General features: G+C 47.6%; 9 protein-coding genes. 5 read left to right on the top strand and 4 right to left on the bottom strand.

Going from position 1 to position 14,028, the window contains the following annotated elements; genetic code table 11:
• Positions 1–10: 10 nt before the first annotated feature.
• From ACWQXP_RS13535 to ACWQXP_RS13525, 3 genes are all read right to left on the bottom strand, one after another.
• Positions 11–1,363, bottom strand: a complete 1,353-nt coding sequence (locus ACWQXP_RS13535; protein ID WP_454063406.1) for a sigma 54-interacting transcriptional regulator — start codon at positions 1,361–1,363, stop codon at positions 11–13.
• Positions 1,364–1,367: 4 nt separating this feature from the next.
• Positions 1,368–3,893 (bottom strand): protein kinase domain-containing protein, encoded by a 2,526-nt coding sequence (locus ACWQXP_RS13530; protein ID WP_454063405.1) that lies wholly within the window; start codon positions 3,891–3,893, stop codon positions 1,368–1,370.
• An 823-nt stretch (positions 3,894–4,716) separates the two neighbouring features.
• The gene (locus ACWQXP_RS13525; RefSeq protein ID WP_454063404.1) at positions 4,717–6,366 is read right to left on the bottom strand and encodes a tetratricopeptide repeat protein; all 1,650 of its coding nucleotides are present in this window, start codon (positions 6,364–6,366) and stop codon (positions 4,717–4,719) included.
• A 327-nt stretch (positions 6,367–6,693) separates the two neighbouring features.
• Here ACWQXP_RS13525 and ACWQXP_RS13520 point away from each other — a divergent pair, with 327 nt between their 5' ends.
• The 5 genes from ACWQXP_RS13520 to ACWQXP_RS13500 all read left to right on the top strand — a co-directional run bounded on the left by ACWQXP_RS13520 (position 6,694) and on the right by ACWQXP_RS13500 (position 13,008).
• Positions 6,694–8,007 (top strand): hypothetical protein, encoded by a 1,314-nt coding sequence (locus tag ACWQXP_RS13520; protein WP_454063403.1) that lies wholly within the window; start codon positions 6,694–6,696, stop codon positions 8,005–8,007.
• Complete coding sequence (locus tag ACWQXP_RS13515) at positions 8,004–9,842, top strand: beta strand repeat-containing protein (RefSeq protein WP_454063402.1); 1,839 nt, start codon at positions 8,004–8,006, stop codon at positions 9,840–9,842. The genes ACWQXP_RS13520 and ACWQXP_RS13515 overlap by 4 nt, the downstream gene beginning before the upstream one ends.
• 100 nt (positions 9,843–9,942) lie before the next feature.
• Complete coding sequence (locus tag ACWQXP_RS13510; RefSeq protein ID WP_454063401.1) at positions 9,943–10,443, top strand: hypothetical protein; 501 nt, start codon at positions 9,943–9,945, stop codon at positions 10,441–10,443.
• Positions 10,444–11,191: 748 nt separating this feature from the next.
• A complete protein-coding gene (locus tag ACWQXP_RS13505) occupies positions 11,192–11,590 on the top strand; it encodes a hypothetical protein (RefSeq protein ID WP_454063400.1) in 399 nt (132 codons plus the stop codon).
• A gap of 560 nt (positions 11,591–12,150) precedes the next feature.
• A complete protein-coding gene (locus ACWQXP_RS13500) occupies positions 12,151–13,008 on the top strand; it encodes an SWIM zinc finger family protein (RefSeq protein ID WP_454063399.1) in 858 nt (285 codons plus the stop codon).
• Between the two features lie 143 nt (positions 13,009–13,151).
• Here the strand turns inward: ACWQXP_RS13500 and ACWQXP_RS13495 are convergent, their stop codons facing one another.
• A complete protein-coding gene (locus tag ACWQXP_RS13495; RefSeq protein ID WP_454063398.1) occupies positions 13,152–14,027 on the bottom strand; it encodes a P-loop NTPase in 876 nt (291 codons plus the stop codon).
• Position 14,028 lies beyond the last annotated feature (1 nt).

Raw genomic sequence — 14,028 nt, 5'->3', positions numbered from 1 at the left:
TCATCCTATCTTATGAGCTCGTACTTCTCGACTGTGGGCGCGGTGGTTCGATTCCATATTTTTTCATTTTATAATAGATAGTTCCTCGACTAACTTTTAGCACTTTGGCAGCTTTTGTTGTATCCCAATGATGTTGAGTCAGAACTTGCAGTAAGGCCTGTTTATTGATGGTGTTCAACGGCGTTTCATGTTCTGTTAATTCAATGGATGTCCACGTCGTTGAATCTTCTAGGAGTACTGGCTCATCAATGAGATGAGATGATCGAGAACGAAGGATTGCGCTATACAGTACATTTTCCAGTTGACGCACATTGCCTGGCCAAGGTGCTCCGTTCAGACGATTTCTGGCTTCATCGGTAATGAGGGGTTCACTCGATAATCCGAGTTCTTTGGTGATTTTTTGAACAAAGTGTTTGACAAGTAATGGGATATCCTCTGCACGCTCACGTAATGGTTGAATCGTCAGTTGAACGACTCGTAGACGATAATAAAGATCAGCTCGAATATCACCATCGTGCATGGCTTTTTCTAAGTCTCGATTCGTGGCTGTGATGACCCGAACATCCACCGGAACTTCTTTCGCGCTTCCCAAACGCATGATCGCCTTTTCTTGTAGGAAACGAAGAATCTTGGCTTGGGCGCTCATGCTGAGTTCTCCTATTTCGTCGAGAAAAATTGTTCCGCCTCGTGCTTCTTCAATTTTCCCAGTTTTCATGATTTGCGCTCCTGTAAAGGCGCCTTTTTCGTAGCCAAACAATTCACTTTCAATGAGGTCTAGAGGAATGGCTGCACAGTTGACTGGGACAAATGGTTTATGATGTCTCTGACTGACGTTGTGGAGCGCACGAGCTACAAGCTCTTTTCCTGTCCCATGTTCCCCACGTATTAAGATCGTTGCCGGACTGTCTCCAACGTCTTGGATGAGTTGATAGAGTTGATGCATCGCCTGACTTTCCCCGACGAGTCCTGTGAAATGAGACGAAGTGGGGGAAGGTTTGCGAAAATGTTCGACTGGTTCTGGCTTTGGTGATGAAGGAGGTTGGCTAAGTTTGGGTAAGGGAATGGTCTCGTCTTCACGATAACAGAGATATTCTATTTGGAAAGGGAAGATTTCTAAGAGGCAACGGTTCGGTAAGGTGATGAGCCCCGAAACTCGCTGACTATCCAGTAAAATTCCATTCGTGCTTTTGTCATGCAGAACCATTTTCCCATTTTCGATTTCAATGATCGCTTCTTGTCGTGAGACATGTGGATTTACGAGTATTAGATCATTGTCTTCGGAACGTCCGATCGTAATACGATTTTTTGCATGAGTGGTTTTGTGAATGAGCACTGAATCTAAATACACTTTCAATTCAATCATATTCTTACCATTGAATTTTCCCCCATTGTTCGCCTTCCTTGGGGATTGTAAGCGTGGTTTCTCGAATGATGGGGTTAGGCGTTATGCGTTTACCTTTTTGATCAATCAACTTCGTGATCAATAACTTTGCCGAAACCCCTTGATTGGTTATGGATTCTATTTCCGTTGCTACTTGTATTGTTGAATATGTTTTAAACATCAACTGTAAATACCGGACTCTTTTCGAGTCCATGGTTGTGATTTGTTGAAGAGTTGGAAGGCTTTGAGTCTCATACGCCTTCTGGAAATTTTCCAATAATACCGTAATTTGTTGTCGTTCCAGTTCTTGGCGTTGTCGGTCTTGTTCTGCCGCGCGGCGTTGACGCTCCGCTGCTGCGCGTGCCTCAGCCTCTTGACGTTCGCGCGCCGCGTTTTCACGAGCCTTCTTTTCTGTCTGAGCGGCTTGTTCCGCCGCGAGGCGTTGAGCTTCCTGCCGCTTGCTTTCAGCGAGTTTTGCCCGTTGTTTCGCTTCGGCGGCAGCCTTGGCTTCAGCGTCTCGGCGTTGTTGGTCTTCCTGCTCTCTTCTCTTGAGTTCTTCAATCAGTCGTTGACGTTCAGCTTTTTCTTGTTCAGTTTTCTTACTTTCAGCTTCGAGTGCTGCTACCAGACGGTCCTTTTCGGCTTTAGTCTTTGCCAATTGTTCGGTCTCTTGGCGTTGTCGGTCTTGTTCTGCGGCGAGGCGTTGACGCTCAGCTGCTGCGCGTGCCTCAACCTCTTGACGTTCGCGCGCCGCGTTTTCACGGGCCTTCTTTTTTGTCTGAGCGGCTTGCTCTGCCACGAGGCGCTGGGCTTCCTCTTGGTGTCTTGCTGCAGCGAGTTCGGCCCGTTGTTTTACTTCGGCGGCAGCCTTGGCTCCAGCGTCTCGGCGTTGTTGGTCTTCCTGCTCTCTTCTCTTGAGCTCTTCAATTAGCCGTTGACGTTCAGCTTTTTCTTGTTCAGTTCTCTTACTTTCAGCTTCGAGTGCTGCTACGAGGCGGTCCTTTTCGGCTTTAGTCTTTGCCAATTGTTCGGCCTCTTGGCGTTGTCGGTCTTGTTCTGCGGCGAGGCGTTGACGCTCAGCTGCTGCGCGTGCCTCAGCCTCTTGACGTTCGCGCGCCGCTTTTTCACGGGCCTTCTTTTCTGTCTGAGCGGCTTGTTCCGCCGCGAGCCGTTGAGCTTCCTCTTGGTGTCTTACTGCAGCGAGTTCGGCCTGTTGTTTCGCTTCGGTACCAGCCTTGGCTTTGCGGAAATTTTGCACTCCATCATTGTCTACATCCTTAGCAGTTGCCAAATTGGTTAAGTGTTCATTTTTCGCTGCCTGACGTTGCGGCTCAGTATGTGTTTGTTGAGACAGTTCAGCTTTATGTCCAATTTCTTCTTTTTTCTCAGAAACGAAAAATGGCCAAGGATATGAGTAGAAGACCCCCAGAATACATAACGCGGTTAGCAACCCTCCAACTAATATAAGCGACCATCGCGTCGATTCAGGAGGCGTTTGATTGGAGTCTTGGGTTGGCTTTGGACCATCGTTCATCGAATCAGATGGAGGCCTAGATTCAGAGATCTCTGCGGTTTTTCCTTTAGCTTCAGTATGTCCTATCGATGGCCTTGGCCTCTTGACGGTAGGTTGGGGTGGTTCTAATCCTGTTTGTGCCAAGGCCATAGTCGCATCGACATTGGATTGATCTTGCTCCAACTGACTGAGATTATAAGTCAGAGTCCCAATGATTTGATCTGGACTACTAATCCTTTCATCGGGGTTTTTTTTGATGAGTCCTCTAATGACATCTTGAATTTCGAGAGGAGTATGTTGCGGGAAGGTTAGGATGGGATCTGATGATTCATACGCCAGTTTTCCAATGATTGTATGACCTGGAATTCCTTTATAAGGCGTTTTTCCTGTGATCATTTCGTAGGTCACCATTCCCAACGAATAGAGATCACTTCGCGCGTCAACCAGCTCTCCGCGTGCCTGTTCTGGTGACATGTATTCTGGCGTGCCAATCACAGTTCCGGTGACCGTGACCGATGACTCATCGAGTGCGGCTGCTATTCCAAAGTCGGTGATTTTCACTTGGTCTCGTTCCGTGAGCATAATGTTGCCCGGTTTAATGTCCCGATGCACAATACCTTTGTTATGAGCATAGGTCAGAGCCTCTGCCGTTTGAATGGCTATACGTAGGGCATGGGTAAGCGACAGGGGACTCTGTTCTCTAATGAGGTCTTTCAGATCTTTTCCCGGGCAATATTCCATGACAATATAATGACGATTCTGTTCTTCTTCGACGGCGTAGATTCGCATAATGTTGGGATGATCGAGTCGAGCCATGGCTCGTGCTTCCCGAAGAAACCGCTGTGCAAATGCTGGGTCGCTACTGAATTGTGGATGCAGGACTTTGATGGCGACTTGTCGTCGGAGGGTGAGGTCGAGGGCATGGTAAATGACGCCCATTCCACCTTTCGCTATCTCTCGTTGGACTTGATACTTTCCGGAAAATATTTGGCTATCCATTGAGGGCGACTCTCAGATGGACTGAATAAAGCACCGGAAGAACTCAATACACGCTAGAAGTATACTCATTCTAATTAGGAAAACAACCTGACATTTTATCTGATTATGCGCTCACGCTGATGCATTGATGGAACAAGGGATAGGAAGACAGAGCTATCCGACCTTTGTCGGCAAGGCTACTTCAGCGGAGTAGGCTCATCTCATGTGGAGGGCCTGAATTGGGGGCCTTCGCTGACGGTATCAGTTGGGCTATTGGCTGAAAAGCTTGGGAGCTTAAAAAGAAACGTTTCAGACGCTCTGCTTGAGTTGAATCTGGTAGACAAATAGGGAGAGAAGGTGGTTTGAGTCGAAAAGTCTATAGCGAAACCAGATAAGTTCCAGTGGTGTGCTGAGGCCATGAACGTTCAACGCACCACTTGTCTTATCTGTTCAACCTTCACTGAGAATTCCTATGGTCATTCACCATTGTGATCATAAATGGTCTCAGTGGATACGTTTGTTCGGAAGATCAAGCGTTCCTGATGGACAATCGAAAATAGCGACATAATAATCCTTTTGATTCCAGCATCAAAGGTATCCATGTGCCCCCGCGAAATTACCTACTAGAAACATCGGAAATTATTTACAACGGCTGTAGGCAACCTTATACATCATAATCCTGCGAACTTTGCATAACCAAGAAGCATTTGGAGAATAAGACGTCTAATTTTTTCCTATATCATCAGACGGTGTTTTTACTCCTCTCCAAACTAGACTGCATCAGCGGATGTTCGTAATGTTGGGAGGTGACGCGTGTCTTTTGATTGAGATTCAAATGGTGCTTTTAATATGTCCACCCTAAAATGACTGTAAAGACATTTTTGGTGTAATCGTAGACGGCAATATTTGAATCATTGCGAATACGCTGATATTGCCCAATGAGCGAGAAATTATTCGGCAAGTCTTTCACCAGTTGGAGGAGGTGATTTCGTTGAGTATCATCACGGCGAACCGTGCTAGGAGTTGCTGTCGGGAAAAAAGTGTTGGCGCCAGCATTATAATTCCTCCAATGTATATCAAAACTGTAGCGAAGCCGTAGGCCATCAATTGGAAGTGATACTTGCCCTCCGGTTAAGAATCGGTGTCCATGATAGGTGAAATTCGCCCCATCAGTATTTTCATTATCATACTGATAGCCGACTCTGAGTAAATGGGCGTCTTCCGCAAAGCGGAACACATGAGTGAGGCCAAGCATGGTATTAAATCCATCACGATCATCGGGAGAAAATCGAGGATCGATATTTGAGGCTTCATTGTAAAAAGTTTTTACTTGATGCCGAACGATAGCGGTGGTGATGTTTCCAACTTGCCCTAGCACTGGGAGCGTAATGACGGGTTCAACGAGAGTGGCTGAAAACGTTGGACTATGCCGGCTCAGAAACGGAACGGAGTCAAGCCATAGATAATCAAACGAGTATTCCGCGGCCAGTTGGTACGGAAGATCAAAAACGTTTCCACGGTAAAACCCTCCAATACCAATTAAGTGGTCTTGGGTATCAAATCGAGAGAGATAATTATTGACGTTGAGTGTTTGGAAAAACGAATAATTGATCGTGGATTCAAAAGGGCCATGCCGAAGCCATGCATAATTGAGCAAGGCTGAGGCTAAGATGCCAGGAGAGGGAGCTTTTCTGTTTCGTAAGGCTTGGACCGTCGCATCGGAATTCCGGTTGGGATTGATGGCCACGTTATCGTCATAAAATCCACCAATGCTGAGTTGTGCCGTAAACCGTTTGCGTTCGTGTGTGGTTCGTCGGCCAGCAGCGAGGGTATCGCGCAGTTGAATGGCCCCTTGCGTTAACGGGGAAACCGCATCGGCTTTGGTGGCTTCATCTAATTCAATAATGGCCTGTTCCGGAAGTCCAAGTACGCCACTAGCCAACCCACTGTAAAACATCGTCAGTTGTTGAATGTTCGGATCCTTCGATGTTTCTGTATTAAACGCGGCTAAGGCTTCGTCATAATCTTTCTCTCGATAGTGAAGAAATCCGACGCAATATCCCAAACTTTCCAAGCCTGGTTTTTCTTCGTAGGCATCGAACAGTAAGGGTTCAGCTTCATCATATTGATGCTGAGCAAAGTAGGCCATGCCCAGTTGATATCGAATGAACAGGTCATCCGGCTTCAATTGGTAGGCCGCTCCTAAATGTTGTTGTGCATTGGCCGGTTGGTTAAGGGCAAGATGGGTCAGCCCAAGGTAATAGAGAACTCTCGCATTCTGTGGGTCACGTTCATGGGCTTGGTTTAGCAGGTCAAGCGTTTTTTGATACTCTTTGTCATCATATGCCATGGTGGCCTCGGCGAGTAACACCTCGGCATCTCCTTTTTGCGCAAAAACGGGGCTCAGGAAGAGCGCCCAGAAACACGTAACAATGAGACTTCCCCCTAATGCTCGTAATCCGAGAATGAATACGTACCCATAATTACGTTGCATAACCTTAGTTCCTTCCATGGAATGTGGGACACACAGTGAAACGCTCGTCGGCTTTTACGTTAGCCTTCAGGTTTTGTCAAGAGAGAATGGTGAATGAACAGGAGAAGAGAGTGTTCTGTTAAATATGTATTTGTGAGGGTAGGCAGGGCTTTATGCACAGATGTTCTGGTATTTATCGCGGCAACGTATCATACGTAAAAAATATCTTGACACAAGCCCAACAATAAAAAACAATAAAGTACATTTATTCATGTACGGTCTCGGAATGCGCGGAAAAGATTTTTGCGCTTGGACGGAGTGAGTAAAGGGGCAGAGGAGGGCCACTTTATGAAGGCAAGGCAACTTAGGGCGAACACGTTTTTTCGGTCGGTGGTCTGGTCTCTTATCGCCAGTCATCTCTTTTGGGGGCACGTTGTTCTCGCACAAAGTCTTCCCGCTGAGACGGAATCCGTAGGAATCGTTTCCAATATCTCTGGTCAAGTCTTTCTCTATCATTCACATCAACCTGCCATTGGCGAACGACTAGAATTTAAAGGTCCAGTTGTCTACGGCGACCAAATCCGAACAGGCGATGATTCCATGCTTGCCATGCTCATTAACCATGAGACCTTGGTAGTCATGGAGGAGCAATCTGAACTTCAAATCTTACAAGATGGCCAGTTGCCCAAAGTTATACATGTATTGAATGGGCACATCTGTGTTTCAACCAAAACAGATGGTTTGCCGATTGTCCTGAAGACCGAAACATTTTCTCTTGAGGTCGAACCTGCCTCCATTGTCGGTCTCACGGTTACCCCACCAACGAGCCAAGGGTCCTTTGCCGGAAACGAGTCCTTGAGTGAATCAAGGCCTCTACTGAGTTCGGGATATTCCCTGGCGTCGCAAGATCGTGTTGCGGCGAATCATATGACATCGACGGTACATGTGGTGGAGGGACATGCGGCGTTCTTGCCCGATGACTCAGGTGCTGTGCAGACGAGTTTAGGTGCCCAGCAGGGTGTTCAAGTGATCGGAGAGTCTGTGAGCAACCCGTTTGTAGATCAAAATGCTCCATGGCGTATTCAAGAATTTCAAGCCAATCCACAACACACAGGAACACCAGTTGAAGCCCAAACGCAAATTGTAGGAGCGCAGCAACAGCAAGCTGACAACTTAGTGGCTGCGTTGTTTGAGCCGGACCCAGCGGCTAACCTTGAACCAACATTACCACCCTCTGTGATTGTTGAAGATGATCGTATTCCCACAACAGAATTTAGGCAGTCTGGAGACGGAACAACTCAGGTAGTAGAACCTCCACCGCCACCACCGCCAGCACCACCAGCTCCGCCGCCAGCACCACCAGCACCGCCGCCAGCGCCACCAGCTCCACCGCCAGTACCACCAGCACCGCCGCCAGCACCACCAGCTCCGCCGCCAGCACCGCCGCCAGCGCCACCAGCTCCACCACCAGTGCCTCCAGCTCCGCCGCCACCACCACCACCACTTTTTCAGGTAGGTGGCGAGCACCGGCTCGATGTCCGCCGCCTCCAGCTCCGCCAGCTCCGCCACCACCTCCGCCACCACCAGGCCCTGGTGAGTCCGGATTTCCGTCTAGTTCTGGAAGTCCAACCGTCATCCTGTCTGGTAGTACGATGGGGATGAGTACACCTTTTGTTTCGTCGACAAATGGCTCTTCTTCTAGTGATGGGTCTCCGGTTATTTTGGCGTTAGAAAATTTTTCAGGCGATATCTCGAATATTCCCATATCTTCGGTCGGGAACATTTCTCCGTCGGTTTCGTCAGATTTGCTTTCTGCATTTGAAGATCCCAATAACACTGGCTCTCTGTTGGCTGGCATCCGCACTCAAAATACGCCCATTGAGCAATCGACGATTTTGGGAGGTCTTGCCCTCCAAGATTCGACAGTGAATGCGTCAGTCGATGTCGCGCAATTCACGAATGCCAATGTAGCCATAGAAGGCTCTCTTCTTGATTTAGACGGTAGTGAGTTCAATGCCTCGCAAAACCTTCTGACTCTGGGGAACAGCACATTGGATGTCACTGCGAGTACGGCATTGGTTCAAGTACTTGAGGGAAGTAATCTGACGGTCAATGGAACCGTCGTGTCAGCGAGTAATGGCAGTGCACTCAATACGGCCAATGGGTTGCTTGCTATTCAAAGTGGTGGAGAATTGAACGTCAATGGTGATCTCCTGACAAACAGCGGTCAAAATGCGATTACTTCAGGGGATACCTTCATTACGGTTGATCAAGGGACGTTGACTATCGATAAATTTTCCCAGCGGAGTTCAGATATGAACTTGACAATCAATAATGGTGGGTTTTTAGCCTTAACGAATAGTAGTCAAGTCACTATTGCCAATGGTTTTGGGTTTGTGATTCGAAATATTGCTAGCGATGAGACATTTGTGACAGTTGATAACAGTGTGCTTGAGATGGGTTTGCCCACGAAAGGCGTGCTGGCAAGACTCTCCGAATCTTTTATCGTCAATTCCGGGGGAGTGTTGGATGTCACGAATGCTGGGAATGTGTCGGTTGCATCGATTATTAGAGGAAGCGGAACAACTGCGAGTGCTGGAATCTTGAATGACACGGCTGTCATCGTCAATAATCAAAGTCAGGTGACGGCCGATGACCTGGTCCATCTCGATAATTTAGTCTCGGGAACAGACTTGATTCTCACAGTGAACGATGGTGGATTGCTTGACCTGCAAAATGGGAGCACGGGAAGTTTTGAGACGCTTGTTACCTTAGCCGGAAGCTCGATTGTTGCCGATGAGACGTTGGTGACCGTTAATCAAAGTACCCTGGCCATGGGTTCCGAAATGCTTTCCATTGTGCAGAAAGGGGTTTCCAGCAACGTGACGATAAACAATGGAGGCGTGCTTTCACTGTCGAACGGAAGTCGATACGTGGATGCACAGCTTCTTGATGCGACGAGTCCGTTGGTCGTGCTTGTGCAAAGCACGCTGTCGACGGGGTCGGATTTCCTTGATGTGAATGGTGGTTCAACTTTAGTGGCCAATCTGCCCAATGATGCACTCGTGTCCTTGGACGCGAGTCGCCTTACGGTCAATGGCTCCTTGATCAGTGTGTCAGGCGCGAATAGTGCTGTGAGTGTGACCGGGGCCATTTTTAATTTGCAAAATGGGAGTGTCTTAGAGATTGCCGGTGGAGCCTTGGTTGAAACCAATGCTGGGGGAGCCTTTAGCTTAACCGGTCCATTGGGACAGTTTAGTGGAGGCACGGCAGCGAACCCCAATATCTTAAGCGTGACGAATAATGTGTGTGCGACTGGTTCATGCACAACACCATTCGCCGCGTTTCCAGAGTTGCGGGTCTCGGGTTCTGTGAATGTTCAACCGGGGTTCAATCCTCTAGAAGGATTTGACCCTTCAGGCAATCAGTTGGCTATCAGTGACGATGCTGCAGTTTTGGTGAACACCGGAGGCACCATTAACCTCAATAGCAATTAATATGCATCTCATTGGTTGAATAAAGAAGAGGTCACTGCCACAACCCTCATCGTCGATGAGGGTTGTGGCGTCGGATAAAGGTTTGAGGAGAGTTGATTGTATGAGGACGTTCCGTGGATTTTTCTTTCTTTTGTCGACAGTCGCATGTTTCGCGTTGGTGTTGTGCAGTGGACTTGCGTTTGGCAATGATGAGCAGAAGAAGGATCACATTATCAAACATCTGGAATTTTTGGGTTATGAATGCAACCCCATGCAGCAAGGGGTCAAAGTCACGCATCCATCGAAGATCGGATTTCTTTTGGTGCCGCTCAAGGATGGAATTATGGTTCAGTCGGCCTTTGCCGGCATCGAATCGCAGTCCAGTTCCGAGGTGAGTGATTCTGGAGAGGATGATCTTTCGCGAATGTCGCTGATTAATGACTTGAATCGACATGCCTCGGTTTCCCGTTTTTTCTGGGCCGATACCGGCGAGCTCGTCATTCGAGCCTCGATGTTGGGAAGTTATGACAAGCGCCGGTTTTCAACTTTTATGCAAGCGTGGGAAAAGGACGGGCACACGTTAGGCCAGAACTACCAAGGCTTACGGCCGTATTTAAAATAAGATCGTCCTCGCCGACTTTCGAGATTCATCAAGCAGAGTGAAAAGCTATAGCCGTTTCAGTTATACCGAAACGATCAAGCGCCAACTTGTACAATGTTGATATCGAATACGTGACATAAAACATTAATCATTGTCAGTTATAGCCGATTCAATGATTTTTCGTACTCGTGACACATGGGATATCGCGTTGAAAGTCCTCATGGTTGAGCTGGAACGTATTTGTATTCGCTATAACTCAAGCGGGTATAACCTTCCGCATGTTTGAAGTAAGTAATCGCGCGGAGTTAGTTGATATGCCTCAGCTGGACCTGGACACATGTCATTGATACATCAGGTCGATGGCTGAGTCACGCAGTTGAATGCCATACAAGACTGCACCTTCTTGCATGGTATCGTGTCCAGGCATTTCAACAGTTAGATTCGCTATAGCCATCATTCTCAGTCAGCTGCCTGTTCCTTTTCTTTTCCTCTCATTTCAATACGTATTTCCACTTCAGTTATTGCGGAATGTTTTGCAAAGATTTTGAATCGACTGAAACTTTCTGATCATCCGTAGGAGTCAGTAAATAAATAGGCGTGTCACTCTGAAATATCCAGGTGCTGGGTTATTGCAGAATATCCAATGAAATTATCGATATGCGTATTCCTGTTCAACAAGATGTTGGTTCAGGTTTAAGGAGCAGCGAATTGAAACCGACAAGAACATCAAACAGTGTGCCTTTTATTGCTAGCGCCGCGAACGCAAATCATGCCGATGGTTTTCACAACTCAGGGTCAAACGATTGTCCGAATTCATTCCGTCCTTCCTCGTGTCATGCAATTACGTTGTCTTCTGCTCTTGCTGCTGATCTGCGGTGGAATAATAGGGTGTACGACGGACAGTCGATATCGAGAAGAGTATGAACTTCAACAGCTCAACGTGGTGTTTCTCGATCAACAAACCTTACATGAGGAGTGGGAGAATCGAACCGGGCAGAGCGGCGTCCAATTCATGCCATCTCATGGAGGAAACATGCCCTCTCTGAAAACGCTGAGAGGATTTTTTGATTTCACCACGAACACCTTGTATTGCCCCAAATGGAACTTTGCTGTCTGTGGTCATGAGTTGCATCATGCCGCACTGGGCCATTTTCATGACAAAGAGTAACGGTCTTTCTCGTTCACATCCGTCCCTTCTCTCACCGTATCTTGTTTTTTGAAGTTCCCAATATGACATGTTTGCGTTGACTCTCTGAGTCTAGTGGATGAATTCTATATAGTCTAAGGTTTGAAGCTATTGGACATGTAGTGTTTCTCAGCAGTTTTTTTAAGCTGGAATGTGTTCTAAAATGGGTACAAGAAAAACCTGAAGTATATTGGCTAAGAGGGCGTGGTCAGGCATAATAGATTCATAGCCTTGTTCACACATAATTGTTGATCAGCCGTCAGGTTGATTCTTCTTCAAGATAATGCTTGGTGGAGAATGAAGCGGGTTTTGGCATGTTACGTGGTTATGTGGTCTGGAAATGTTTTCATGCTTTTACTGCAGGCACAATAGACCTTCTCGTGTTCGTGTGATTGCGTTAATTTTCAACTCTATTGACCGATACAATAAATGACTCTTTGAAGGTGAGGGCATAGAAGCAATGAAAAAGAGGAGTATACGTGATGCCTGGGAATCTTGTTGTCTGCAGAGATCACGTCCCATCTTAAGCCCGCGAGGAGCCTATGCGTAATCGTATCGCATGTTCTGCACAAACGCTTACACAACTCCAGCCCGATATGATTCATTCCGTGGTTGGCGGACAAGTCTACCGGCTTGGCAAGCAATACTTTACTGAGAGTCGGGTGCAAATTCTTGAGGCAGACGCTGGATCGGTTTCTGCCGAAGTCAGCGGGACGTTTGGTGTCTATTCACAGACCATCAAGTTACGTTCCGGTGTCTTGGCGACGAAATGCTCATGCCCTTCCAATGAGAAGCCGTTTTGTCGACATTGTGTGGCGGTGTTACTGCAGCATTATGAGGGAACAGCGACTGATAATGAGCCAGTTGATGAGTCCGATCATTTCGTTCCACCTGTTCAGGAAAAAAGCCAGGATGTACATTCGACTTCGAATGATTTTAATTTTCGGGACGTGACCGTCTTTGTTGATTGGCTGGAAGCCTGTGTGACAAAGCTGGGGCAAGCTGGTCCCTTGCCTTCCCTTCCCAAGTTACCGGCTGGCGCTGTACGGGAATGGAGTGTGGCGATTGATTCACTGCATCGACAATTCTTGACAAACGAAGAAGCTCACGAAGAAACGCAAGCGAATTTTCAGGCGGCACAAGAACAGGTTGTGCGATTGACCCAAGACCTGGAAGAAGCGAGGCGTGAAGTGAAAGACGCGCAAGCTGCTTCTGTGGGGTTTGAAGCTGAAATCAAAAAGTATCAGGATTCGCTTGCAGAATCTGATCGCGTTGGCCAAGAACGAGATGGCCTCGCTCAACAACTTAGGGTGATTCGTGAAGAGCTAGAGAAGAAAGGCGCTGAGCTAGGCGGTCTTTCTGAGGCGCTCAACACATTGTCAAAAGGTCTTCCGTCATAAACAGAACGTCCACCTGTCTTTCCTTTCCGCTGTATCCCCCACGTGATCATTTGATCGACTTTTCCATTTCTGAAAACTCGGACTTTTCTGCTTGTGCTATTTGGATGTGAGATAGAGTGAGAGCTGAGGGCCGTTGTAATACTTTAGAGCCGTGTGACAATATTGTCCGTGATGTGTTCCAACGCAATTGATGCTGGGGAAGTAGGGTCAAGATCGACGACTGGTAAATATTTTTGCACCGAACGGGAAATTGATTCATGCTCGGGAATATTCCCTAATAAGGTGAGGTCAGTTCCGACATATTGCTTGAGAAGGCTCTGAAGCTGCAGCGTGTTAATCCGAGATCCATTCGTCATCCGATTGAGGATTAAGGAAGGGTGAAAGTCTTTCAGCGCCTGTTCTGCAGTCGGGAGTCCATCTTCCTTCGTTTCCCCCACCGCTTCCAAGACTTCAGACATGCTTTGAAATTCTCGGTCAAGGAGCGCGTTGGCAACGGGGTCGCGAGCGGCAAAGGAGGTCAGGACTTTTCGGATGGCCGCGAGTTTAATGAATCGATAGAGGTCAAGGACAGAGGTTGGATCTGGTGTGGCAACCGCCAAGTGATGGTCAGCTAAAAGAAAAAAATCAAGCGTATGATAATGGGTCCCTGCCCCGACATCGACGACGATGACATCGGCGTCAAGTTCCTTCAGGTGGCGTATGAGTCGTTTTTTTCTGGCATGCTGAAGGTTGGCGGTGCGCAGAGTATCCCCTGTTCCCGGGATCAACCGTAGGTTGTGATAGCCATTGACGGGTTGTGCGACCTCTTCAAGGGTTTTCAGGCGGTGACTCAAGAAGTCAGTCATCGTGGCAGTTGGGTGAAACAGGCCAAACAGAACATGCTGATTGGCTCCACCCGTATCAAAGTCCGTTAAAATAACCCGTTTCCCCCGTTTTGTCAGGAGCAGCGCAAGATTGCTGCTAATCACACTTTTCCCGACGCCACCCTTTCCGGATGCGATTGACAAGATTTTGCCCATA

The organism is Candidatus Nitrospira salsa, assembly GCF_965152625.1.
Note: the sequence above shows the minus strand (reverse complement) of the source record. Positions and strands in the feature narration are given on the sequence as shown.

Excerpts from the sequence above, each read along its gene's own strand:
- ACWQXP_RS13525 (WP_454063404.1), bottom strand. The coding sequence starts at position 6,366 with ATGCAACGTAATTATGGGTACGTATTCATTCTCGGATTACGAGCATTA.
- ACWQXP_RS13510 (WP_454063401.1), top strand. The coding sequence starts at position 9,943 with ATGAGGACGTTCCGTGGATTTTTCTTTCTTTTGTCGACAGTCGCATGT.
- ACWQXP_RS13535 (WP_454063406.1), bottom strand. The coding sequence starts at position 1,363 with ATGATTGAATTGAAAGTGTATTTAGATTCAGTGCTCATTCACAAAACC.
- ACWQXP_RS13520 (WP_454063403.1), top strand. The coding sequence starts at position 6,694 with ATGAAGGCAAGGCAACTTAGGGCGAACACGTTTTTTCGGTCGGTGGTC.
- ACWQXP_RS13495 (WP_454063398.1), bottom strand. The coding sequence starts at position 14,027 with ATGGGCAAAATCTTGTCAATCGCATCCGGAAAGGGTGGCGTCGGGAAA.
- ACWQXP_RS13530 (WP_454063405.1), bottom strand. The coding sequence starts at position 3,893 with ATGGATAGCCAAATATTTTCCGGAAAGTATCAAGTCCAACGAGAGATA.
- ACWQXP_RS13515 (WP_454063402.1), top strand. The coding sequence starts at position 8,004 with ATGAGTACACCTTTTGTTTCGTCGACAAATGGCTCTTCTTCTAGTGAT.
- ACWQXP_RS13505 (WP_454063400.1), top strand. The coding sequence starts at position 11,192 with ATGCCGATGGTTTTCACAACTCAGGGTCAAACGATTGTCCGAATTCAT.
- ACWQXP_RS13500 (WP_454063399.1), top strand. The coding sequence starts at position 12,151 with ATGCGTAATCGTATCGCATGTTCTGCACAAACGCTTACACAACTCCAG.